This window comes from bacterium, assembly GCA_021372535.1.
Lineage (GTDB): Bacteria > Latescibacterota > Latescibacteria > Latescibacterales > Latescibacteraceae > JAFGMP01.
The window spans coordinates 1-25,952 of the sequence record JAJFUH010000024.1 but is presented as its reverse complement, the minus strand read 5'-3'; the positions used below and the strand labels follow the sequence as shown (position 1 = coordinate 25,952).

The 25,952-nt window shown below is 51.8% G+C and carries 16 protein-coding genes; 15 read left to right on the top strand and 1 reads right to left on the bottom strand.

The genetic code is table 11. The annotated features are described in order from the left end of the window. The first annotated feature begins 253 nt into the window (after nt 1-253). The 3 genes from LLG96_02420 (at nt 254) to LLG96_02410 (ending at nt 7,210) form a co-directional block, all read left to right on the top strand. Complete coding sequence (locus LLG96_02420) at nt 254-1,693, top strand: SH3 domain-containing protein (protein ID MCE5249055.1); 1,440 nt, start codon at nt 254-256, stop codon at nt 1,691-1,693. A 456-nt stretch (nt 1,694-2,149) separates the two neighbouring features. Further along, nucleotides 2,150-6,586, top strand: a complete 4,437-nt coding sequence (locus LLG96_02415) for a PAS domain S-box protein (protein MCE5249054.1) — start codon at nt 2,150-2,152, stop codon at nt 6,584-6,586. Nucleotides 6,587-6,592: 6 nt separating this feature from the next. Then, complete coding sequence (locus LLG96_02410; GenBank protein MCE5249053.1) at nt 6,593-7,210, top strand: response regulator; 618 nt, start codon at nt 6,593-6,595, stop codon at nt 7,208-7,210. 18 nt (nt 7,211-7,228) lie between these two features. Here the strand turns inward: LLG96_02410 and LLG96_02405 are convergent, their stop codons facing one another. Continuing rightward, nucleotides 7,229-8,269 carry a uroporphyrinogen-III decarboxylase-like protein gene (locus LLG96_02405; GenBank protein MCE5249052.1) on the bottom strand — a complete coding sequence of 347 codons (1,041 nt, stop codon included), beginning with the start codon at nt 8,267-8,269 and terminating at the stop codon, nt 7,229-7,231. A 510-nt stretch (nt 8,270-8,779) separates the two neighbouring features. Here LLG96_02405 and LLG96_02400 point away from each other — a divergent pair. The 12 genes from LLG96_02400 (at nt 8,780) to LLG96_02345 (ending at nt 25,727) form a co-directional block, all read left to right on the top strand. Beyond that, complete coding sequence (locus LLG96_02400) at nt 8,780-9,955, top strand: HD-GYP domain-containing protein (GenBank protein MCE5249051.1); 1,176 nt, start codon at nt 8,780-8,782, stop codon at nt 9,953-9,955. Between the two features lie 530 nt (nt 9,956-10,485). After that, on the top strand, nt 10,486-10,917 hold the full coding sequence (locus tag LLG96_02395) for a hydrogenase iron-sulfur subunit (protein MCE5249050.1): 432 nt from the start codon (nt 10,486-10,488) through the stop codon (nt 10,915-10,917). Between the two features lie 54 nt (nt 10,918-10,971). Next, nucleotides 10,972-11,877 carry a methylenetetrahydrofolate reductase gene (locus LLG96_02390; protein MCE5249049.1) on the top strand — a complete coding sequence of 302 codons (906 nt, stop codon included), beginning with the start codon at nt 10,972-10,974 and terminating at the stop codon, nt 11,875-11,877. Nucleotides 11,878-11,952: 75 nt separating this feature from the next. After that, nucleotides 11,953-13,362, top strand: a complete 1,410-nt coding sequence (locus tag LLG96_02385; protein MCE5249048.1) for a hypothetical protein — start codon at nt 11,953-11,955, stop codon at nt 13,360-13,362. Continuing rightward, entirely contained in the window at nt 13,328-14,896 is a 1,569-nt protein-coding gene (locus LLG96_02380) for an alpha-hydroxy-acid oxidizing protein (protein ID MCE5249047.1), read from the top strand. Before LLG96_02385 ends, LLG96_02380 begins: the two co-directional genes overlap by 35 nt. Before the next feature lie 78 nt (nt 14,897-14,974). After that, a complete protein-coding gene (locus LLG96_02375) occupies nt 14,975-17,638 on the top strand; it encodes a glutamate synthase (protein ID MCE5249046.1) in 2,664 nt (887 codons plus the stop codon). Nucleotides 17,639-18,054: 416 nt separating this feature from the next. Further along, nucleotides 18,055-18,624 carry a 4Fe-4S dicluster domain-containing protein gene (locus LLG96_02370; GenBank protein ID MCE5249045.1) on the top strand — a complete coding sequence of 190 codons (570 nt, stop codon included), beginning with the start codon at nt 18,055-18,057 and terminating at the stop codon, nt 18,622-18,624. Then, nucleotides 18,621-19,496 carry a CoB--CoM heterodisulfide reductase iron-sulfur subunit B family protein gene (locus LLG96_02365; protein ID MCE5249044.1) on the top strand — a complete coding sequence of 292 codons (876 nt, stop codon included), beginning with the start codon at nt 18,621-18,623 and terminating at the stop codon, nt 19,494-19,496. Before LLG96_02370 ends, LLG96_02365 begins: the two co-directional genes overlap by 4 nt. A 9-nt stretch (nt 19,497-19,505) precedes the next feature. Beyond that, nucleotides 19,506-23,969, top strand: coding sequence for an FAD-dependent oxidoreductase (locus LLG96_02360; GenBank protein ID MCE5249043.1), 4,464 nt, complete (start codon nt 19,506-19,508; stop codon nt 23,967-23,969). 27 nt (nt 23,970-23,996) lie between these two features. After that, nucleotides 23,997-24,455 (top strand): hydrogenase iron-sulfur subunit, encoded by a 459-nt coding sequence (locus LLG96_02355; GenBank protein MCE5249042.1) that lies wholly within the window; start codon nt 23,997-23,999, stop codon nt 24,453-24,455. Nucleotides 24,456-24,580: 125 nt separating this feature from the next. Next, a complete protein-coding gene (locus tag LLG96_02350) occupies nt 24,581-24,967 on the top strand; it encodes a four helix bundle protein (GenBank protein MCE5249041.1) in 387 nt (128 codons plus the stop codon). Between the two features lie 91 nt (nt 24,968-25,058). Continuing rightward, nucleotides 25,059-25,727 carry a methylenetetrahydrofolate reductase C-terminal domain-containing protein gene (locus LLG96_02345; GenBank protein ID MCE5249040.1) on the top strand — a complete coding sequence of 223 codons (669 nt, stop codon included), beginning with the start codon at nt 25,059-25,061 and terminating at the stop codon, nt 25,725-25,727. The last annotated feature ends 225 nt before the right edge of the window (nt 25,728-25,952 follow it).

The window sequence follows — 25,952 nt, the reverse complement described above, 5'->3', positions numbered from 1 at the left end:
AACGCGGATTTTCGCGGATGGGGCGGATTTTCGCGGATTTTTTTAATTATATCTTTTGGGCGTTATCGTTTTATAATTGCTTAAAATAATACAAATAATATGTTATACAAATTTGCGTCTTTGTGTCTTCGTGGTTGAATATTTTCAGATAAAAATCCGGATTAAGTAAAAAACATTGACAAATTGCACAGAAGGCACGATTTTTATTAAAGTTGCCTGTTATCATACATATTCTTTTATTAGGATTCGATCGATGATCGTAAAAAGATATAACACGATATTCCTGCTGTCGGTAATGGTTTTTCTGACAGTGTGCGGTTCAGTTATATGGTCACAGAAATCAAAGCCCCGTCATGCTCCGGATACTCTTGACGGCGTCGAGCCCGAAATGCTTTCCCCCGGTTACTGGATAGCCCTGCAGCCTGACGCTGATGAGATTATCATGACATCGGACGAAATCGCCGCGTTCAATGAGCGCGTCCGCAGTAAACACGTCGTTTTCAGGGATTACTTCGGCAAGCCCGACCCGCTCGAAAATGATTTCGAGCTCACTCAGATCAAAGGGCCTGTCATGAATCCGCTTCTGCCCATCGAACTGCCCGATACGCTTCCGGGGGACAGCCTCAGGGTGCGTCTCGGAAAAAACATCGAGTGGCTCTACTCCCGCGACTTCTATGACAACAGGAATGCCATATACAGCGACACCATGCGCCGTGAGATTGTGAACGACATGAATATCGATGCCGTCCCCGATATCATTACGAGACGGTTCGGGATCGTTGTCAACCACAGCAATGTCCGCCACTATCCGACCGCAGTACCGGGATACAGCGACACGCAGTGGGAACTGGACATGTTCCAGGCCACCGCGCTCCTTATCGGAAATCCTGTCGCCGTGATTCACCAGTCGGCCGATGGTGATTTCCTGTATATCGAAAGCCCCGTCACCCGTGGATGGGTTCCTGCGGAGAACATAGCGCTCGCTGACAGGGAAACGGTGCGGGCGCTGACCGACGACAGGAATTTTCTTATGGCGACCGGTCACCGCATTCCTGTTTACGGCGATCCCGCGTTTTCCGGTTTTGCACGGTATCTCTATTTTTCGGCGATCATGCCCCTTATCAGGCAGGACAAAGGGGGATATACCGTAAAAATGCCGTACCGCAGGCCAGACGGGTCGCTTGGTGTCGCGAACGGGTATATCAGGCCGGATGCCGATGTCCATAAAGGGTATCTGCCCTATACCAAGCGGAACGTTATCACACAGGCTTTCAAACTCCTCAATCAGCCGTACGGGTGGGCCGACCAGGACAATAAGCGGAGCTGCGCCGGAACGATGCGTGTCCTTCTCAGGTGTTTCGGGATAAAGACAGGGAGACATCCGTCATTTATCCTGAGCGCTTCCGACCACCAGTTCTATATCGACCCGTCCCTGAGCACCGAAGAAAAAATGGCCCGGGTCGCCGCGCTCGAGCCGGTTATAACCATGGCGGGTAATTACGGTCATATTGTCCTGTATCTCGGCAGAGCCCGTAATGGGAAACTCTATTATTTCCACCAGGCAGGCTGGGGATACGACGATGAAAACGGCGATCATGTCATTGTCAACCGCACAACCCTGAATCCTCTCGATCATCCCTGGTACGATGTCCACCGGGCGAATGTCTATACGACCTTCAGAAAGCAGCCATAATTTCTTATCTGACTGTTCTCGCCGTTCAAAAACAATAAATGCCCTTTATAAACTGTTCCGTACATATTTAACCCGACCTGTTCACAAAATTTAATAGAACACGGATTTTCACGGATTTAATTTTTATTTATATCTTTATTGGTGTGACATTAAATAATTACTAAAGATAGTACAAATAATATGTTATATAAATTTGGGTTTTTATGCCTTCGTGGTTAAGTATTTTCATGAATAATCCCGGTTAAGCACAGTTTTGAATACTCCGCACAATTCTCCCTAAACCGCGTTCATTTTTCCGCTTTATACATGAGTTTTTGAAATATCAGGATTCCCTCAACTATAGTAAAATATGATAGTTTTGCCCGGATCAAGTGGTGCTTTGAAGTATTTGAAAATTTTCGTATCTTGTAATTGTTGGTTTTCCGTATGAAATTCGGTGTAATGTGGGAGAGAAAAATGAGAAAACGAGCCCATGAAAACCCGGTGGACACTATGGCAGATTCGCCGAAAAAAGCGAGGAATCATGCCGTTGAAACGATCTGGAACATATATTCCCGGAGCTCGATACCAGCCCTGATAGCAGGCGAAGACGGAAGAATCGAGGAATACAATGATGCAATGGCAGAATTGACCGGATATAGCCGTTCTGAAGTTCCCGATATGAGTGCATGGATATCCGCCCTGTCGGGGGATCAAACGACAGAAACGGGTGATGGTGGCTTGTTTGAAGAATTTCAATGCGGCAGGATCAGGAATTCCAGTAAAACATGTGCTATTACACTGAAAAATGGCGAAAAGAGACACGTTGAACTGCTGTCGTACGATATCATGCCTGAACGCAAATCATCGGATTTATATGTTGTTCAGGTGTTCGATATTTCCGGGCGCGAAAAAAACAGGTTGAAAACGACCGGCCGCGAAGATGAATTCAAGACCCTGGTTGAACATTCACCGGATATTATTGCCCGTTACGATCGTGATTTCCGCTGTGTATATATCAATTCTCCCATAGAAAAAGCAACGGGAGTTCCTTCCCATGCCTTTATCGGAAAAACCCACAGAGAACTGGGAATGTCTGAAGATCTTTATACTGAACTTGAGAAGTATAAAGACAGGGTGATAAAAAACGGGCGTGAAGTAATGGTAGAATTCGATTATCCGACTCCTGATGGATTACGGCATTATCAGGCCCATGTTTTTCCGGAACTTGGAAGGGACGGATCGATTGAATTCCTTGTGAGTATTACACGGGATATAACCGATCTCAAGCAGGCTGAGGAGGCGTTGAAAAAACACCGTGAACACCTTGAGGAGACTATCAGTGAACGTACCCTTGAGCTGAAAACAACCAATGAACGCCTTCACAGGGAAATCAACGATCGTATCCATGCCGAGGAAGCGCTGCGTGAAAACGAGGAACGCTACAGAAACATATTCAACACCATTCCGATATCGATATGGGAATATGATCTTGAAAATGCGATCACTTACTATAATAATAACTTGAAAAATCAGGGGATAAGCGATTTTAACACGTACATTGACGAACATCCGGATGTATTGATAGAGTTAGTATCACAGGTGAAAGTGATAGATGTAAATGATATGACATTGAAGCTTTATGGCGCCGGAAACAAAGGGGAAATGATCTCTCAGTTTGGTAAAAGGCTTCTTCCCCAGACCATAACGCTATTTCGTGAAATCATTGTCGCTTTTCTGAACGGTGAAACGTTTTTTGAGGGAGAAACGGTTAATGAGACACTGGACGGCAGAAAAATCACCATTAATTTCAGAGCTACCTATCTGAGTAAAAACCAGAAGTTTCCCCGGGCGCTTACGACAGTTATCGATATTACAGAACAGAAGCGGAGGGAAACAGAGAGGCTCGTTCTGCAACAGGTTCGTGAAGAAGTATTAAAAATGCGGGGAGTTGAAGATATTCAGCGTGTAATGGAAGTTTTGAGACAAACGCTCCCCTTGACTGAAATTCCTTATCATGAAGCAGGTATCAACATCATAGTACGATCCGAGGAGCCTGCTGTTGTACGCGGTTATGCTCTGACCAAAGAGGAGAATATCAATGACTTGAGTTCAGAGGTCTCGCGGAATATTATTCTGGGTTTCTGGAAAACTGGTAAGCCGGTATACCGACATGATCTCGCAGCGGAAGATCCATATAATGAATACGAGCTGCTTTACGAGATATGGGGATGGCCGGTTCTTTCGGTTATCGATATACCGTTTTCTCACGGAACGCTGGCCTTTAACAGTAATAGACCCAACGCCTTCAGCCCGGATGACATCAGGTTTTTCCAGGAGGTAGCGCTTGTGTTGTCCGAGGGTTTTCACAGAGCGGAGGACCTTCAGCAGGTTGCTCATTCTGAGGAGCGATACCGCACACTGGTTGAAAGTCCCACCGATCAGGTAGTGATGCTCAGGAATCCGGAAGGCGGCTGTATCTATGTGAGTCCTCAGATACAGGCATTTACGGGATATTCACCAGAAGAATTCCGTACCTGCCCGAATATCGGCAAAGCGATAATTCACCCTGATGATTATAAAGAAATACGAAAATCTTATATCCCGGCATTAAGCGGTGTTACGGTGAAAAACCAGGAGTACCGTTTGAAGAAAAGCGACGGTGGTTATTTATGGGTTTCCCATACGGTTTCACCAATTTTCAACAAGGATGGAAATATCGAGGCCATTCAGATTGTCACACATGATATATCGGAACGGAAACAGGCCGAGGAGGCATTACGGTCAAGCGAAACACGGTACAAGCGGCTCCTGGAGTCTGTCACTGACTACGTCTATACCGTATATATCGAAAATGGTCGCCCGATTTCCACCTATCATGGCCCCGGATGTATCGCAGTGACCGGTTATACTTCCGAAGAATATGCCGGTGATCAGTATCTCTGGTACAGGATGGTATATGATGAAGACAGAAGCACTGTTATTGAACAGGCGGAACGTATTATTTCCGGTAAAAGCATGTCCGAACTTGAACACAGAATATATCACAAGGACGGTTCTGTCCGATGGGTGAGAAACACGCCTGTACCCCGCTACGATGATCAGGGATATCTTGTATCCTATGATGGCCTTATAACCGATATTACCGATAGAAAACGAGCGGAAGAGGCTTTACAGGAAAGTGAGCGGCGGTTCAGGACGCTTGTGACACATGCGCCGGTCGGAATATTTCAGGCTGATTTATTTGGCGATTGTCTTTTTGTCAATGAGAAATGGTGTGAAATAACCGGATTATCCAGGGAAGAAGCGGCCGGAAAGGGGTGGATTAAAGCTCTTCACCCCGATGACAGAGAATTTATTACAAAGGAATGGTATAACTCCGCACGGTCAAGAAAAGAGTTCGCCTTCGAATACCGCTTTATGACATCGGAAGGTAAAACCTCATGGGTATTCGGTACAGCAGCTGCCATACAGAATGAGACGGGAGAGACAATAGGCTATCTCAGAACAATGACCGATATTACTGAACGGAAACAGATGGAAGAAGCACTGAAAGAGAGTGAAAACAGGTTTTCGGTGTTTATGGATCATACACCCGAGCTTGTATTCATGAAAGATCAGGATAACAAACTCATTTATGTCAACAAAACCATGCGTGATATGTATAAGAACATGGGGCTGATACAGATATCCTTACAGGCGTTGTTTCCGGAAACTGAATATCTCTTTGTTAACAACGATAAAAACGTTCTGAATGGAGGTCCTCTCGAAATAATAGAGACGGTACATGACAAAAACCTTGTTCCGCGTACCTTCCGTGTATTTAAATTCCCGATCATCAGGGAAGGAAAACACACATTATTGGGAGGTATTGCCGAGGATATTACGGAGAAAATCAAAGTCCAGGATGCGCTGAGAAAAAGCGAAGAAAAATTCCGGGCGCTTGTTGAGCACTCATCCGATATCATAGTACGGTTTGACGAAAAATACCGGTATCTTTACGTAAATCCGGCGATGGCAAAAATTTCCGGAATCGATCCCGAAATGTGTATCGGGAAAACAAGCCGGGAGATTGGTTTCCCCGCGGATATAAGTATCTTCTGGGAGAAAAAAATCAAGGATGTTTTCAAAAAGAAGCATCCTGTCAACGAACAATACGAACTCGAAACCGCACAGGGTACGATTGTCTATGACTGGAGACTCGTTCCGGAATCCGGAACCGGCGGTAAAATAGAAAGCGTGTTGAGTACATCCCGTGATATTACCGAACGAAAGAAGGCTGAAGAACAGATAAAAAAATCACTCGAAGAAAAAGAGGTACTGCTCAAGGAGATTCACCACCGTGTTAAAAACAACATGCAGGTCATATCGAGTCTTCTCACTCTTCAGTCAGAACGTATAAAAAACAAACGCTATCTCACCATGATCCATGAAAGTATCAACCGGATACAAACCATGGCGCTTATTCACACGATGCTCTATCAATCGGAAACTCTTACACACATAAATTTCAATGATTATATCGGCAAGATGATTTTAAACATAATAAGCCTCTACTCCTCAACATGCAGCAGAGTCGAAGTGCGCAGAGAGATTCATGATATCTATTTCAGTATCGATAAAGCCATTCCCTGCGGTCTTATTATCAATGAACTGGTTTCAAATTCTTTCAAGCACGCATTTCCCCATAACAAAAGGGGTACAATCACCATTGAGATGAAGGATACAGGCGATTCCGGAATTATGCTCAAAATTATTGATGACGGCATCGGAATATCCCCTGAAATTGACTGGAGGAAGACCGATTCGCTGGGTTTGAAAATCGTATCGCTTCTTGTTGAAAGGCAGCTGTTTGGAAGTATTGAACTTATAACTGATAATGGAACTGAATTCGATATTGCCTTCAAGAGGTAGATTGACATGAATAATCCCAAAAGAATCCTTTTGGTCGAGGATGAAATTCTCGTGGCAGAGAATATGAAAAGAAGTTTTATCCGGAACGGATATGAAGTCCCTTCCATTGCGGTGACGGGTGAGGAAGCGATACGGTTTGCAGGACAGGATAAGCCCGATCTGGTCCTCATGGATATTGTTCTTACCGGTCAGATGGATGGGATAGAGGCTGCAGACAAAATCCGTGAACTCTATAAAATCCCCGTTGTATTTCTTACAGCCTATAGTGATGAAGAGACACTTAAAAGGGCTAAGATAACAGAACCCTTCGGTTATCTCACCAAGCCCTGTGAAGAACGACAGATGTTTATAACATTAGAAATGGCTCTGTATAAAGATGCCATGGAAAAAGAGAAGGAGCTGCTTATTGAGAAACTTCAAAAAGCGCTCGAAGAAGTAAAAACGCTTAAAGGTTTTATACCCATCTGTGCTCACTGCAAGAAAATCCGCGATGATGACGGGTACTGGGAACAGGTCGAGGATTATATCCGTCAGCACTCGGAGGCAGAATTTTCACACAGTATCTGCCCGGATTGTATGAAAAAGTATTATCCCGATCTGATGGAAGATTCTGACGACAAATGATGCGACATGGAGGATCGGTTATCTGATGTTCATTCCTTCTTCGAGAACGGCGATATAATTCTCGACAGGCATGTAATCGGTCAGGGAATTCCCCGTCCCGAGCGCCCAATAGCCATCATGGAAGCAGGACTCGATTTTTTTCCGGGTATAAGCCCGGAGTTCATCCCTTTCTGCCCGGCAGATGACATCCACATCGAGACCGCCCAGAGGTGTGACCCTGTCGCCGTACTGTTTTTTAAAGTCTTCCACCGGCAAGATTACATCCTCAAACGAATGTTTAGCATCGATTCCGCAATCCGTGATAAGGTCATCGTAAACCTCTTTCAGATTACCGCACGAATGGAGAATAAAGGGCTTCCCGCGGTCGTGGGCTTCGCCGGTCATGTTTTTATAGATGGGAAAGACGAGTTTTTTCAGATCGGCAGGACTCAGGAAAGTCGAGCTCTTGAATCCGAGATCGTCTCCCTGGCTCAATGCGCCGATCGCATCCATGGAAGCGAGCTGCCTCACCGCGCTTCTGTGAAGGACGCCAATCCTTGAAAAAATGCATTCCACGAGCCCGGGATCATCGGCAAGAGCGTACGACAGCCCCATGACTCCCATGAGCCGGGATACCCATTCATATGGTCCCATGCAGACCCCGCCCACAATCTTCACTCCTTCGGGGATGATGCCAGCAACAGTTTCAAAATGAGTGAAATCAATGGGTTCTGATTCATCTGGCCAGGGATATCGTTCAAAATCGTCACGGGTTTTTATGATTGCATACGTTTCGCTTCCGTACGAATGTTTATGGTCGTGAATCTCTTTCAAAGGGCAGTTGAGGGGAATCTCCATCCGTATGCAGTCGAATCCCATACCGACCCAGAAATCGACATAAATATTCCAGTAACCCGGGTCATCGAGCGACATGGTATCGAAGGCCGTTCCAGTCCGTCTTGCGATAAATCCCGGGCTGGCAAGATGTTCGTAAAAAGGGAGATGATCGGGCATGCCCTTGCGGGTAATAACTTTGAGAAACTGGTTAAAATCAGGTTGTCTTAGGAGATGTGTTTTCATGGTATGATCTTTTCCTGCTGAAATGCAACTTTTTTTTATTACAAAAGTATAATTTATAGAATTTTCACAGTTTGCGGCAGTGTATCCGGGTGTTCACGAGGACGGCGAAAAGTCACTTTTCACGTGCCCGGTTGTGAAATATAGTGTTTTATTGCTGCGTTCGAATCATTGTTTTTTTATTTCCAGAAATGGGAAATAGTTTTAAATCTCCGTGGTGCTCATGTACCGGGTTTTTTCGCTTACTTCAATGTTTTCAACCGAATAGTGTTTGGTAGTGGAGAAAATGCACCAATTTTCATGAAACGGTACGTTTTTTGTGGTTATTGCCCCGTAAAAAGTATACATAAAATTAGTAAAAGACATATTTTTTTGTTACATCCTAAATTTTTTAGTTATATATAGTTGCAGAAAAAATAAAATATTATATATTAGACTAACATCACTGGAAAAACCATTTAAATAATTACAGTCTCTCATATGTATGTGAATGTAACCCGGTAAAGCAGAAATATGATACGGATATCCGCACAATCCCTGAAATCAGGCATGAAGCTTGGCAAATCGATCTATTCCGAGGAAGGAAGGCTGCTCCTTGGGCGAGGTGTCATCATCAATGAATTTTTTATCAAGAACCTGAGTGTCCGGGGCATATCGAGCGTATTTATCCATGATGACAGCACTGATGATGTTAATCCGCAGGAAAGTATTACCGAAATGGTCCGCGGTTCGACAATCGGACACCTGAAGGAGCTGTTCGGCTCCCTCGAGGAAATCAGGAATACGATGAAAAACCAGTCATACGAGGCTGTTTCATCGGCTGTCACATCCCGTCAGTTTGTGGAAATGTTCGGAAACAGCCCGGCTTTTCAGAAAATCACCGATGACGCGTCCAAGATTGTCGATCAGCTCATGAGCGGTGAGGTGACACTGGGGCTCAATTCGATTAAAACGTATGATAATTATACATTCCAGCATTCAGTCGATGTTACGATTGTGTCCATCATGATGGGAAGGAAAATCGGGCTTCCTCCCAAAAGGCTTCATGAGCTCGGTATAGGGTGTCTTCTCCATGATATGGGGAAAGTGCTGATCCCGGTGGAAATTGTGAATAAACCCGATAAACTGACCCCCAGTGAATATGAAATCATGAAAACGCATTCGGTCATCGGGTACGAGCTTACCAAGGGTGTCGCCGCAATAGGGGTGCTTCCTCCGCATGTTGCTTTTCAGCATCATGAAAAGCAGGACGGTACCGGTTATCCCCGCGGACTGAAAGGGAGCAACAACCTGAAATTGTCCATGGAGCCGAGGACGATACATCTGTACGGTAACATCTCGGCGGTAGCCGATGTCTATGATGCGCTCTCTTCCGACCGTCCCTACCGCGCTGCCCTGCCTCCGGAAAAAGTGTTTGCGATCATGCGCGAAATGAATAACACGCACCTCAATACCGAAGCGCTGTCGTATTTTCACAAGATCGCCCCGATTTATCCGGTCGGAACCACGATCCGTGTAACGAGCACGGTGCACCGTAATTTTCTCGGTGTCGTAGTCAGTCTCAACGAAGGAAAACTCGACCGCCCGGTTATACGTCTTGTGTACGATGCTCACAGAAAAAAGATAAATCCCATCCAGATCAATCTTGCCAGTGATGATGATGTTTCGGTTGAATCGATAATTCTCTGAAACCGGGTTATCAGAAATGAGTTCCCTTTCAGGCAGGATTATCATAACGGACCCTCCCGGCAATCTGCCGTTTATAAGCAATCCGCATTTTCAATGATCCGGTTACGGCTCGAATCCTTCGGGCTAATGTGAATATATGGCGGTGCGCGAAAAAATACTCTATTGTCGCGCTCATGAATCTTGCGAATAATCCGTACAATAAATATCGAGAAATAGTACTTGACATTTTTTCTTTTTTTGGATTTTCTTTATTAATCCGGATAATCCTCATGACCATAAATGGTCACAACGAAGAATGAAAATGTATGCAGGCTGCATATGGATTCCCGATTAATGATTCGGGAATGACGGCATTACGGGAACTCCCGACACGAGGCCGGGATTTCCGTAGATGTATTTTCAGATAAATTCGTAAAAAAGCACGCTTGGAATCCCTGTTGTCATGTCCGGCATTACTATGCCGTTCTCTTATCGGAAAGTCCCGCCCTTCCGGGATCGTTTATGGTACGTGTTTTTCGGGGTGAGATACCATGACGCACCGTCCTTTAAAACTTTATATTTTCTGCTGTTCGACACATGTTGATACCGAGGCGCTGGGGCAGCGATTAGGTGAAAACTCCGGTGATGTATTGAAGACTGTCAGTATACCGTGTTCCGGGAAAGTCGATGTTCTCTATCTGATCAAGACGTTTGAAACAGGCGCGGATGGGGTGATTATCGTAACGTGCAGGAATGGTGAATGCCGCTACATCGAGGGAAACCTGCGGGCCGGTAAACGGGCTGAGGCCGTTGATGCCCTGCTTCGCGAGATCGGACTCGATGGGAACCGTATTTCGGTTATCCAGATTGAAGAAGATGGAATGGAAAAGCTCATCGGCGATATAGAGCATTTCCGCGCCGAACTGAAACAAATCCTGTTTGATAACGAGGCATTATCATCGTCCGCTCAGGGGAGCCGCTGATCCGGTTATAAATCATTCCATTCCGGGAAATACGGGAAGTCAGGAGACCACCTCATGAAACCAGAAAATACATTGGCGCGCACACTTGCGGAAAGCGGTTTTATCATTACCGCCGAATATCTGCCGCAGACGGGAACTGATGAAGCTCCGGTACAGAGCGCCGCGGGTTTGTTCGACAGGCGGGTAACGGCAGTGAATGTATCCGATAATCCCGATGGCGTGGTGATGTCAGCCATCGCTGCTTCGGTGGTTCTTTTCCGGTCGGGAATCGAGCCGGTATATCAGGTGGTAACGCGCGACAGGAACCGTATAGCGCTGCAATCCGATCTGCTGGGCGCGGCGTGTCTCGGTATCAGGAATGTGCTCTGCCTTTCCGGTTACCACCAGACGCTGGGTGGATGTCCCGAATCGGCGAATGTATACGATATCGATTCGGTTCAGCTTATTGCAGCGGTGAACGGGATGCGTGAACGTGGAGTTCTTATCGGGGGAACTCCAATCGGGGGGCAATTCCCCGTGCTGGTTGGCGGAACGGCAAACCCGTTCATGAAACCGCTCGAACTGAATATGATACGGCTTTTAAAGAAGGTCGAGGCTGGCGCGGATTTCATCCAGACTCAGGCGGTGTTCGATGTGGAATGTTTCCGGGAGTGGCTCGACACTGCCCGCGCTGAAGGCATACCGGAAAAGGCATGTATTCTCGCCGGTGTTCTGCCTCTCGTGAGCGCCGTTCAGGCTGAACGGCTCCGGGATACGTACACGGAATTCCGGATTCCTGATGAGATTATCGGACGGCTTCGGGCTGCCGGCGACGAAAAGGCTCAGCGCCGTGAAGGTATAACTGTCTGCGCCGAGGTGATACAGGTGTTGAAGAATATGAAAGGTCTGCGGGGGATTCACATTCTTTCGGGCGGAAACGAACAGGCTGTACCCGCTGTGCTCGATCTGGCAGGGCTGTAAAAATCCGCCCGTGTCCGGCGGCTGTTTCTTTCCTTTCCACAAACTATAAACTATAAACCATAAACCACAAACCTTATGCCGGAAAAGTATCACATAGAAACGACGCCGGTTCCACCGAGACGGCCCCGTATCGGTAAACACGGCGTTGTCGACTGGCGTGAGGACTGCGCCCGCTGCCATAACTGCGTCAAGAAGGCATGCGTCTATGACCGTCACCGCCAGGAAATGGACTATATCCGTCATCTGAGCGATGTCGATGCCCTGTTTTTCGACTGCATGGGGTGTTTCAGCTGCGTTCAGGACTGCACGAAGAATCTTTTAGGCATGGTAATCAATCCGGTGTATGAACGTCTCGGCAACGGGTACTGGACTCCCGATATAATCAGGACTACATGGCTCCAGGCAGAAACCGGGAAAATCCCCGTTTCGGGCGCAGGGTACGGTGGGAAATTCAGCGGTGCCGGTTTCGATTCGATGTGGACCGATATGTCGGAGATTGTAAGGCCCACGCGGGATGGCATCCATGGCCGCGAGTATATCAGCACCTCTGTCGATATCGGTCGTAAACTCCCCTGTCTCGCGTTCGACAGGGAATGTCCGGCGGACGACCTTCCGCAGCTTGTGACGCTGCCCATGCCGCTGATACTCGACATGAGCCCGGAGCGGTATGGGTTCCCGGAGCTGGAGATTCCGAAAGCTGCTACCGCGTTGAGGACGGGTCTGCTCACGGTTATCGATTCACGACGGTGGCCGGTTGTGGGTCTCGATACCGGGGAATACCTCCCGCATATCGCTTTTTTCCTTTCCTGCGATTCGCCGGAACCGCCGAAAGAAGTGCTCGGGCAGACGAAGCTCGTCGAGATTCCGGACAGTCATGATGTCATCGACCGTATAAAATCCATCAAAGATGTTCATCCGGAAATGGTAGTGTCTGTCAGGGTCGAATTGACTCCGGACGGTGTCGGGCGGGCAATCGAGCTTGCCCGTGATAAAACCGTCGAGACGGTGCATGTTGTCGCCGACCTCAACGGGAATGAAACCGGTGCGGAGAACCCCCGTTTCATCAAGGATATGCTGCGCCAAATCCACAGGACACTCGTCGATGATGGCATACGTGACGAAATCACGATTATTGCGAGCGGCGGGATAGCGCTGCCCGAACATCTGGCAAAGGCGATAATCTGCGGGGCCGACCTTGTCACGATCGATCTGCCGCTCATGATTGCGCTTGAATGCCACCTGTGCAGGCGGTGTGAACCGGAACTCCCGTGCCCTGCACAGCTGGGGAATATCGATTTTGAATACGGCGCCGGCCGGATGACCAATCTCATCGGGGCATGGCACGGCCAGTTGATCGAGGTCATGGGCGCTATGGGAATGCGCGAGATACGCCGTCTCCGCGGCGAGACCGGCCGGGCTATGTTTTTTGAGGAACTCGAGGAGGAAACGTTTGGCAAACTTTTCGGAAAACGAAAACGGGCTTGAGGAAATTATCCCCGGGAATACGCTGAAGACACGTGTTCCCCAGGCTCGTGTCGAACGTATTGTTCGCCCTGCGCCCCCGCGTTTCCGCAACGAGATCGCGAAATGGATTATCCACCGCAGCAGCGACTGCCGTCTCTGCGGCACATGCGCGGAAGTATGCCTGCGCGGGGTGCATGTTCTCATGCCGGGATACAGGCATTTCGGCGCGGCGAACAATCACCTCTGCATCGGTCCAACGTGCGAGTCGACCGGCAATTTCTGTGTGACCGCCTGCCCGCAAAACGCCCTCAGACTTGCGGAAAGTCCCGCCATGCAGGCGCTCGGCGATGCCCGATGGACAGCGGATATGATTCTTGCCACATGGAAAATGGCGAGAACGGGCGTTGTTCCTCCGGACGAATACGGTTATGAGTATAACTGCGGCGACAGCGGCGGCGGCTTCGACCGTATCAGGTTCAGGTTTCCCGATAAACCGCCTGTGGAGCTCGATGAGGACGAAATCGACACCTCCATCGGGCTCAACCGTCGCAACGACGGCCGCCCGCGCATCAGGATCGATGTACCGTGGTATGGCGGCGGGATGTCCTTCGGATCAGTGAGCAATGCTACTCAGCTTTCAAAAGCCCGGGCTGCTGTGGCATGGAACACGTTCACCTGCACCGGCGAGGGCGGATATATGGAGCGCCTGAGACCGTACGACGACCATGTGATCACCCAGGTTGCAACGGGGCTTTTCGGTGTGCGCGAGGAAACAATCCAGCGCGTCCCCATCGTGGAGTTCAAGTATGCGCAGGGTGCGAAACCGGGACTCGGCGGTCACCTGCTCGGCGACAAGAATACACCCGATGTCGCCCGGATGAGGGAAGCGGTGGTCGGAAGCTCGCTGTTTTCGCCGTTCCCGTTCCACAGCGTGTATTCGATCGAGGATCACAAGAAACACCTCGACTGGATAAAGCATATCAACCGCCGCGCCCTCGTATCGACCAAGGTATCGACGCCGACCGATGTCGATATGGTTGCCGTGGGGAGCTATGCCGCGGGAACGCACATCGTTCACCTGGACGGCGGTTACGGTGGAACGGGAGCGGCTCCGGACATCGCCAAGAAGAACATCGCCATGCCCGTCGAGTATGCCATTCCGAAGGTACACAGTTTTCTGGTGGCCGAGGGAGTTCGGGACGAGGTCACCCTTATGGCGAGCGGCGGCATACGGTCGGCTCATGACATCGCGAAATCCATCGCGCTCGGTGCGGATGGCGCCGTTGTCGGTACGGCGGAGCTTGTGGCGCTCGGGTGTGTGCGGTGCGGACGGTGCGAGAGCGGACGCGGCTGTCCCCGGGGTATCGCGACGACCGATCCGGAGCTTTCCATGAAGATACAGATAGATTGGGGCACCCAGCGGCTTATCAACCTTTACAATGCATGGCGCAGCGAGATTGTGAGAATCCTCCGGCGGTTCGGTATGCGAAGCGTGGGGGAATTACGCGGGAGGACCGACCTGCTCATGCACCTCGATTACGAGAACGACGGGTAATTCATTCCACCTTGGCGTGGAACATGGAACGGAACAGAAGAGAGAAACCGGTGAAATGCATTATGCAGGTCATGTGATATGATCGATGACATGATACAAAAACGCCTGCGAGACGGGGAACACCCTCACGGTGAAAGCGGATTTCCGGCGGGGCACAGAAAACCCGAGGAAGAAGGCGGCTGCGGCGTCATCGGGTTCTGCTGCACCGAACCCGTTCCCGGGAGGCATATTTATAAGCCCTCGGTGCAGATGCATAACCGTGGAAACGGCAAGGGAGGCGGTGTCGCTGCAGTGGGGCTTCTGCCGGAGCAGCTCGGTGTCACCCGTGAGGTACTCGACGAATGCTATCTGCTCCATGTCGCTTTTCTCGACCGTTCGGTGCAATCCGACCTTGAGCGTATATACATCGCCCCGCATTTTGATGTTGCTGCGGCGGGAATGGTCGACACGGTCGAAGACTGGCAGTCGGTCGGGGGACTTGAGGTCAGGCCGCCCGATGTGTGTCGTTATTTCGTCCGCGTGAAGCCGGATGTGCTCGATTCCTTCATCACAGAGCACAGTCTCGGAGGTCTCGACCGCCGTGAGGCCGAGGATGAATTCGTCAACCGTAACAGCTTCCTCCTCAACCGTGATTACTATGCCTCTCTCGGCGACAAGAAGGCGTTTGTCATGTCGCACGGCAGGAATATCATGATCCTCAAGGTTGTCGGGTATGCCGAGGCGATTGTCAAATACTACCGAATCGAGAACCTCTGCGCCCATGTGTGGATCGCACACCAGCGTTATCCCACCAAGGGCCGTCTGTGGCACCCCGGCGGCGCACATCCCTTCGCGGGCATCAACATGGCGCTCGTGCATAACGGCGATTTTGCCAACTATCACTCGGTGACCGAATACCTCAAACAGCGCGGCATATACCCGCAGTTCCTTACCGACACTGAGGTTGCGGTGCTCCTGTTCGACCTGTTTGACCGGGGGTACCGTTACCCGCTCGAATACATCATCGAGGCGATGGCTCCCACGACGGAGCTCGATTTCGACCGTCTTCCGCCCGATAAACAGGCGATATACCGTGCGGTGCAGGCCACCCATATTCATGGTTCCCCGGACGGCCCCTGGTTTTTCATCATCGCGCGGAATATCCCCCGTAAAAACAGGCTCCAGCTCCTTGGCATAACGGATACGGCGATGCTCCGTCCGCAGGTGTTCGCGTTTTCGGACGGCGATGTCCAGGTGGGAATCATCAGCTCCGAGAAACAGGCAATCGACGCGACCCTTTTAAGCCTGTCGGAAGAGGACAAACGCATATGCCCCGTCGCCGACCGTTACTGGAACGCCCGCGGCGGAAGCCATACGGACGGCGGAGCGTTCATATTCAACATGGAGAAGAACGCTGCCGGAGCGATGCGCATCTCGTGCACCGACAAATTCGGAATACCCGTGCCCATGCCCGGTGGAACGGAGGCGTGCGGTTTTTCACAAGAGCCCGCGGTCACGAACGGCGCCGGATGGGACTATGAAAAAGCCATCATGAGCAGCCTCGAAACCGGCGGCGGATTCCCGCTCTTCGAGTATGTCCGCGATGCGCTCCCACGCCTGAGCTTCGTTGATTTTGGGGCCGTTTGCAGGATCGTAGGCGAATATGGCCGCGACCCGAAACATACGGCAGCGGCGATTGAAGCATTTACCTTTCTCAACGACCGGCGGTACGGAACCGGAGCAAAGAAACGGAGCCACGTTCTTGCGATCGTGCGGGGCGAGCTCGACCGTCTGCTCAGAAGTCTTCCCCGCCTGAACGCCGAAGCCGATGTTCCCGGATCGTACCGTCTCATAGATGCGGAGCATCGTACTGCGCTCCGTTCACCCGACCGGAACGAAACCACGCTTGTCATCGATGCGAGCCGGTTCCCTCCCGAAGGGAACGGCTGCGATGCGGCGCTTCTTCTCGATGCGTACATGCTTGGATGGCGGCATTTCATCAGTTTCGGCTATCTCGGCCAGCGGTTCTCCGGCTGCGGGCTGGGACCCGCGACCGAAGATGTTACCATCGATGTGTACGGCAGCGCCGGAGATTATCTCGGGTCGGGTCTCGACGGGCTCACTATGAGGGTACACAACAATGCCCAGGATCAGGTCGGCCAGATTCTCAAGAGCGGGAAACTGGTCATATACGGCGATGTCGGACAGACATTCTTATACGGCGCGAAAGGGGGCAGCGTCTATGTGCTCGGGAACGCGGCGGGACGGCCGCTCATCAATGCGGTGGGCAAGCCGAGGGTGGTGATCAACGGCACCTGTCTCGATTTCCTCGCGGAATCGTTCATGGCGGGCGATCCGCTCAACGGCGGCGGGTTTGTCGTGCTGAACGGTCTCGCGTTCGATGACGAGGGGCATGTGATACCGCAGCGGGAACCATACCCCGGGAGCAACCTGTTCTCCCTTGCCTCGGGCGGAGCGATTTATATCCGCGATCCGGGAAAGACTGTGGTTGACGAGCAGTTGAACGGCGGGAAGTTCGTATCCATGACCGAGCGTGACTGGGAGTTGATTCTGCCCTACCTTGAAGAAAACGAACGGCTTTTCGGGATAACGGTGGATGATCTGCTGAGAGTGAACGGCGGGCAGTGGGCTCCCGTAAAGGTGTACCGGAAGGTCGTGCCCGAGCGGGTAGCAGTTCTTGCGTCGGGAACATCCGAAGTGTATATCGATGATGAGACGGTGGAACAGATCACCATGGAATGATATAAATACTGGTTTATGGTTTCTCGTTTCCGGTTGAAAATACATTGCCGCTTTCCGGCATTATTTACACTGTTAACCATGAACCACAGACCATAAACCATAAACCATAGACCACAAACTGTCCGGTAAAAATATTGAAGAATTTGTAGTTTGAAGCAAAATCTACAATGCTCTTATTAAATACGAGAACTCACCCCGCGCATAACATTTTGATAATACAGATGTTGATGGCGCTCCCCCTCTCTTGGAAAGAGAGGGGATCAAGGGGTGAGTTCGGGTGGAGAAATGGGGGGAATAATCATATCCAAAACACTCCATATTCTGATAAATGCCCTTTTTACAAGATATTTTCTGATTTTAATGCAATTTTAACCGGACACTATAGACTTCAAACCACAAACCACAAACTTGAAACTATGCCTGTCAGGATACAAAAAGGGAACGAATCGAAGGCTCTCATCGGCCGCGTGGAAGCAATCTCGGGTGTCGATCTCGGGATTTGCCTCCAGTGCAAGAAATGCACGAGCGGTTGCCCGGTTGCCGGATTCGCACAGTCGCTGCCCTCGGAGGTCATCAGGCAGCTTCACCTCGGAATAGGCGATGAGGTGCTTCGGAGCGACATCATATGGGTGTGCGCCTCATGCGAGACATGCTCGGCGCGGTGCCCGATGGGGATCGATCTCGCGGCGGTCATGGACGCGCTCCGTGCTCTCGCCATTGAGAAGGGTGCGCCGCTGCGGAAGGGCAATGTTCCGCTCTTCAACCGCGCATTTCTGGCAACGGTCAGATTGTTCGGGCGAACGTACGATCTCGGGATGATCGGCGCCTACAAGCTCGGTACCCTCAGTTTCATGAAAGATACCGAAAAATTTCCCGCGATGCTGAAAAAGGGTAAAATCGCGCTCATCCCTCCGCGCGGTTCGGGCAGCAGTATGGTACGGCGGATATTTGACAGAATAAAACGGAATAGAGGAACCGGCTCATGACCTATGCATATTTTCCCGGCTGTTCCGCGCATTCGACAGCCCGTGACATGCACGAATCGACCCTTGCGGTCGCCCGTGTTCTCGGTCTCGATCTTGTCGAGCCGGAAGGGTGGACATGCTGCGGAGCGACTGCTGCGCACCAGACCGACCGTGTTCTGGCCGCCGCTCTTCCATCCGCGAGTCTCCTCCTCGTCCGTGATATGGATAAGGATATGGTGGTGAACTGCGCTGCCTGCTACAACCGTATGAAGACCGCAAACCACGAGGTTTTGTCGAATCCGGTCATGCGCGAATGTGTCGCCGATGCGCTCGACAGAGATTATGACGGCTCTGTGAGGGTGCGTCATCTGATCGAGGTGCTCCTCGATGATGTCGGGCTCGAAACGCTGAAACGGTCGTTCTCACGGTCGCTCAATGGTCTCAGAGTGGCGTGTTATTACGGGTGTCTCATGGTGCGTCCGCATGAGGTCACGGGCTTCGATGACCCGGAGAATCCGACCTCGCTCGACCGTCTCGTAACCGCCATGGGAGGTGAGAGCCTCGACTGGCCGCACAAGGTCGAATGCTGCGGCGGGGGGCTTTCCCTGACGCGAACGGATGTGGTTATCAGGCTCGCCGATTCCATCATCGGTATGGCGCGAGCCGCCGGGGCGGAGTGTATCGCGGTTTCATGCCCCATGTGCCAGTCGAACCTCGATCTGCGGCAGAGGGATATCGAGCGTGAGACGGGAAAACTCTATGATATGCCGATTATGTATTTCACTCAGCTTCTCGGACTCTGCATGGGGTATACGCCGGAGGAGCTCGGCATGAACAGGCTCATGGTATCGCCGGAACGGGTTATCCGCAAAATCGGGGAATCAGGGAAGTGAACAGTATTTATGGCAAAAAACAACGATAAAAAAACAGGCGCCGTGCTCGTTCAGGGCGGCGGAATCGCCGGCGTTCAGGCGGCGCTCGATCTGGCGAATTCCGGCTTCAAGGTATACCTTGTTGAACGTTCTCCGGCTATCGGCGGCATGATGTCACACTTGGACAAGACCTTCCCGACCGGCGACTGCGCGACCTGCATCGTTTCGCCGAAGCTTGTCGAGTGCGCGCGCAATCTCAATATCGAGATACTGACGCTCTCCGACCTCATGGGGCTCGATGGCGAGCCGGGCCGTTTCAGGGCGATGGTCAGACGGTATCCCCGGTATGTGGACGAGCATCTCTGCACCGGCTGCGGGGACTGTACCGAGGTCTGCCCTGTCAACATCCCGAACCGTTTCGACCGTAACCTTGGGACCCGGACGGCGATTGCAAAGCACTATGCCCAGGCTGTGCCGAATGTCGTCGATATTCTCAAACAGGGTCATGCTCCCTGTAAGGTTGCCTGCCCGGCTAATGTCAATGTCCAGGGGTATATCCGGCTTATCGGTAAAAAAGAGTATATAAAAGCGGTGAGCCTGATTCGCGAGCGTAATCCCCTGTCAGCAATCTGCGGCCGTATATGCACTCATCCCTGCGAAACGGAGTGCACACGCGGGACGGTTGATGCTCCGGTCGCCATACGGCAGCTCAAGCGATTCGCTTCCGACCGTGAGATGGAGCTCATCGAGTCGGGCGAATATATTCTACCCGAAGAAAAGAAACCGCTGCCGGATGCGAAAAAAGTGGCTGTTGTCGGCGCAGGACCGGCGGGACTGACCGCCGCATACGATCTGGCGGGCTCCGGTTTCGCCGTGACCGTGTACGATGCCCTTCCTGCTGCGGGCGGAATGCTCCGGTGGGGAATCCCCGAATACCGTCTCCCTAAAAAGGTGCTCGACCACGAAATCGAGCTTATCCGGCGCAGGGGTGTCGCCTTTGTCTTCAACTGTCGTCTTGGCGACGATATGACGCTCACGAGTCTCCGTGAATCCCACGATGCGGTGTTCATTGCCGTCGGGGCGCAGAAGAGCCGCACGCTCGGCATCGGGGGCGAACAGATGCGGGGCGTCGCGTACGGAATCGAATTCCTCCGGCAGGCGGGTATGGACAGGTCTGCCATTACGGGGAAAGTTGCCGTCATCGGCGGCGGGAATGTCGCGGTGGATGTTGCCCGGACAGCGCTCCGTCTCGGCGCGGACAGCGTGGAGATGGTGTGCCTCGAACAGCGTCACGAAATGCCCGCCTATCCCGAAGAAGTCGATGCTACCCTCCGGGAGGGTATCACGATCCGTAACGGCTGGGGACCCGCCCGAATCGTTGGAGATAGTTCTGTCGCTGGTGTGGAGTTAAGGCGTTGTGTCCGTGTCTTCGACGAAAGCAAGCGGTTCAGCCCTGTGTATGACGACAGCGACCGCGACACCATCCGTGCAGACCGCGTCATTGTCGCCATCGGGCAGTCGACCGACAGCGGGGTTCTCACCCATACGGGCGCCGAAACCGGACATGGATGTTTCAGGGTCGATCCGGTGACTCTCGAAACCTCGCTCAGGGGCGTTTTCGCGGGCGGAGATGTGGTGTCGGGCCCGGCATCGGTTATCGAAGCGGTTGCCGCCGGGAAACGCGCCGCCGAATCAATCGAACGGTATCTCAGGGGAGAAGACCTCCGGACATCACGGTTCGAGAATACGATACGGCGTATTCCTGAGGAGCTCCTGCCCGAAACGAATAGTGTGGAAAAAAAGCCACGCGCCGAGTCGCCGGAGCTGGAAGCGGAACTGAGAATCGGTAATTTCGAAGAGGTCGAGCTTGGTTTCTCCGGGGAAGCGGCGTTTGCTGAATGCGAACGGTGCCTCAACTGTGCCCTGTGCTCGGAATGCGGGGAATGCCGCGAGGCATGCGAGCATAATGCGATCGATTATGCCATGGAGGAGCGGACGGTCGGGATCGATGTGGGTTCGGTCATCCTTGCGCCCGGTTTCGAGGAATTTATTGCCGAGGCGAAGGGCGAATACGGGTACGGCCGCTATGCGAATGTAATCACGAATGTCCAGTTCGAGCGGATGCTCTCTGCTTCGGGGCCGTTCGATGGTCATATCGTCCGGCGCTCGGACGGCGGCGAGGCTCGGCGGATTGCGTTCATCCAGTGTGTGGGCTCGCGTGATGCCACCTGCGGCAACGATTACTGTTCATCGATCTGCTGTATGGCCTCGACGAAGCAGGCCATGGTTGCCCGCGAACACCTGCCCGGTCTCGAAGCGGTCATATTTTACATGGATATACGGGCATACGGGAAGGATTTCGACCAGTATTACGAGCGCGCCCGTCATGAGGCGGGTATCCGGTACATCAGGAGCATTCCATCCCGTATCGTTCAGATTCCCGGGACAAACGATCTCCGGCTCCGTTTTGTCAATGAAGACGGTGCTCTCGATGAACACGATTTCGATCTCGTTGTTCTCTCGACAGGCATGGAGCCGGGAGCGACGGTTCGTGAAAGCGCGTCCCGTATCGGTGTGGCGCTCAACGATTATGGCTTCTGCGCCACCGACCGCCGCAATCCTCTTGCAACCTCGCGGGAGGGAGTGTTTGTTGCCGGGGCGTTTCATGAGCCGAAGGATATTCCCGAGACGGTGACCCAGGCGAGCGCCGCGGCTTCCATGTCCATGGAACTGCTCGCCCGTGCCCGCGATACGCTCACCACGAAAAAGGTGTACCCGGACGAGCGTGATATCACCGATGAGGAGCCGCGTATCGGCTTGTTCGTATGCCACTGCGGCATGAACATCGCGTCGGTGGTGGATGTCGGGCGGGTTGTCGATGCCGTTTCCGGTCAGCCCGGTGTCGTCATGGCGAAACATACCCTCTATACCTGTTCCGATACGAGTCTGTCCGAAATCCGCGACGCAATCCGCGAGTACAGGCTCAACCGGATCGTTGTGGCATCGTGCACGCCGCGGACGCACGAGGAGCTGTTCCGCGACACGCTCCGCGACGCCGGGCTCAACCCGTATCTGTTCGAGCTCGCCAACATCAGGGATCAATGCTCGTGGGTGCATTCGTCCGCTCCCGATGCGGCAACCGAAAAAGCCATCGATCTCGTGAGCATGTCGATTGCCCGTGCACGCCGTCTTGTGCCGCTCAAGGGCGGATCGCTCGAAGTCGACCGGGCGGCGATTGTGATCGGAGGCGGACTGAGCGGAATGACCGCCGCCCTTGCGCTGGCGGATCAGGGATTTACCGTGCATCTCATCGAGCGCACCGGAACTCTCGGCGGTAATCTCCTCGATGTGTATTATACGCTCGAACACAACGACATACGATCATTCACGGACAGTCTCGTGCGCCGTGCGGAAAACCATCCGAACATGAGGCTCCACCTCGACACCGGGGTGTCAGCTGTCGCCGGTCATATCGGCAAATTCCGCGTTACGCTGGCTGGAAAGAATGGCGACAAAGAGATTTCGGGCGGCGTCGTGATTGTCGCGACAGGGGCTGTCCCCGCTCGAACCTCGGAGTACGGGTACGGCGAATACGGGCATGTCATGACCCAGCGCGAGCTCGAAAAGCTCCTCCATGACCGTTCATTTCCGCGGGACGACCGCACGGTGGTCATGATCCAGTGTGTCGGGTCGCGGAACGACGAGCGGTTGTACTGCAGCCGTATCTGCTGCTCGATGGCCGTAAAAAATGCGCTTAGAATAAAGGAGCAGAACCCCGGAGCGAACGTATTCGTCCTCTACCGCGACATCAGGACATACGGTTTCCGCGAAATTTACTTCAAAAAGGCGCGGGAAGCGGGTGTTGTCTTTATCCGGTATGACCGTAAAGCGCCGCCGGTTGTCGAGGTCGGGAACGGTCCTGTCGTCGCGGTGAAAAGCCCGGATTTCCCGGACACCATCGAAATTGAAGCCGACAATGTCGTGCTCAGCACGGGGATCGAGGCGCCCGAGCATAACAGCAGCCTTTCGAACTTGTTGAAAGTACCCCTCAACGCTGATGGTTTCTATGTGGAAGCGCATATGAAGCTCAGGCCGGTCGATTTTGCCACCGAGGGCATTTTCCTCTGCGGGCTTGCCCATTCGCCGAAGTTCATGGATGAAAATATATCGCAGGCTCGTGCAGCCGCGGCGCGGGCTGCAACGGTTATCTCGAAGGCCGTGCTCGATGTGAGCGCGCAGGTTTCCGAGGTCGATCAGAAGAAATGCATATCCTGCATGACCTGTGTAAAAGCGTGCCCGTATACGGCGCCATTTGTCAACACAGATAACAAGGCCCAGATCGAAGCTGCAAAATGCATGGGCTGCGGGATATGCGTCTCGGAGTGTCCCGCGCGGGCAATAGTGCTTCATCATTACGGCGCAGATCATTTCGAGATCATGCTCGGGGAACTCCTTTCCTCCGGGAGAATACCGGAACGTGAATTGACAGTATGACAGGTATTCTGTACCATATGCCGGATAATGGTGATTGAACGAAACGGGGAAATATTGGAAAACGTGGATTCGACATCTTTCGAGCCGAAAATTGTGGCCTTCTGCTGCCGTTACTGCGCGTATGCCTCCGCCGACCTCGCGGGGTCCATGCGCATTCAATATCCGCCGAATGTCCGGATTATCCTTACGCCGTGCACGGGGAGGCTCGAAATTCCGTTCTTTATGAAAGCCCTTGAAAACGGTGCTGACGGCGTTCTTGTGGCCGGATGCCTCGAGGGCGGATGTCATTTCCAGAACGGTAACCTCTGGGCGCGGAAACGGGTCGATTATGTCCGGAACCTGATGAACGAGATCGGAATCGAGGAAGACCGTCTGCGCATGGTGAACGTGTCGGCTGCCATGGCCCGCCCGCTGGCCGATATCATCACCGATATGGTCGAGACCGTTCGTGCGCTGGGACCGAACAGGTTAAAAGATGGTTTGTAGTTCATGGTTTGTAGTTCATGGTTTATGGTTTATTGTTTCTGGTTTTTTGTTCGTTATTAAAGTTTAATTGTTTCTGGTTAAAGGAATAAGGATTGGGTAAATAATAAGGGTTCTTTGGAATATATATGGCTACATTTCAACGGTTTGAAGATATCGAAGCATGGCAGAAAGCACGTGAATTGACGAAAGCCGTATATTCCTGTTCGAATACCGAGCCTTTCTGTAAAGATTATACACTGAAAGACCGGATACGACGGGCATCAGTATCGGTTATGTCAAACATCGCAGAAGGCTTTGAGCGGAACGGCACAGGAGAGTTTATACATTTTCTTACTGTTGCAAAAGGCTCTGTCGGTGAGGTAAAATCTCAATTTTATGTTGCATTTGACCATGCGTACATAACAAAAGAATACTTTGAAATCTTGTATGAACTTGCCTCTTCGACAGAGAAACTGATTGCCGGACTCATGCACTACCTAAAAAAACTCACCTGTAAAGGGGCTGAACTTTAAATGATCGGCTTACTGGTGATTTCATACTGTATTTCTTAAAGAACCAAGAACTACAAACCAGAAACCACGAATCATAAACGAGGTATTATACATGATTGTCGCACAGAGAAAAACCATTCCCGAACTCATGAATATACTGAAGGGGCACAGGAAAGTGCTCGTGCTCGGCTGCGGTACCTGTGTCACTGTGTGTCTCGCCGGCGGGGAACGTGAGGTCTGCATCATTGCTTCGGCCCTCCGGATGGCATCCAGACTCAGGGGAGCACCGGTTGAAATCGATGAGCTGACCATCGAGCGCCAGTGCGACAACGTGTTTATCGAGCAGGCTGCCGAGGCGATCGGGCGATGCGAAGCGGTGCTGTCGCTCGGCTGCGGCGCCGGAGTCCAGGCTATTGCAGAGCGGTACCGTGAAAAGCCGGTGTACGCCGGTCTCGATACCGCTTTTCTCGGGATTCTCGAGGAACAGGGTTTCTGGGCCGAAAAGTGCACATCGTGCGGAGCATGTGTGCTGTCCGATTACGGCGGAATCTGCCCCGTGACACGGTGCGCGAAACGTCTGCTCAACGGTCCCTGCGGAGGTTCGCGGGAGGACAGGTGCGAGGTCCGTCCCGACCGTGAATGCGCCTGGCAGCTCATATATAACCGTCTCAGGGATATCGGGCAGCTCGACAGGCTCAGACGGATCGCACCGCCGAAAAACTGGAAAACAAGCCGTGACGGGGGGTGCCGTGTCATTATTCGTGAGGATCACCGGATATAGTCCGGATTATTCATGGAAGATCAATAGTGTCCGGTTAAAATTGTTATAAAAGTTCGAAATATCCTGTAAACAGGGCATTTACCGGCATATGGATTATTTTAGATTTGATTGTTACCCCTTTTCTCCACCCTAACTCACCCCCTGCCCCCTCTCTTGCCACAAGAGAGGGGAAGCGCCCGCTAACATCTATTTTATCAAGGTGTTATGCGCGGGGTGAGTTTCCAT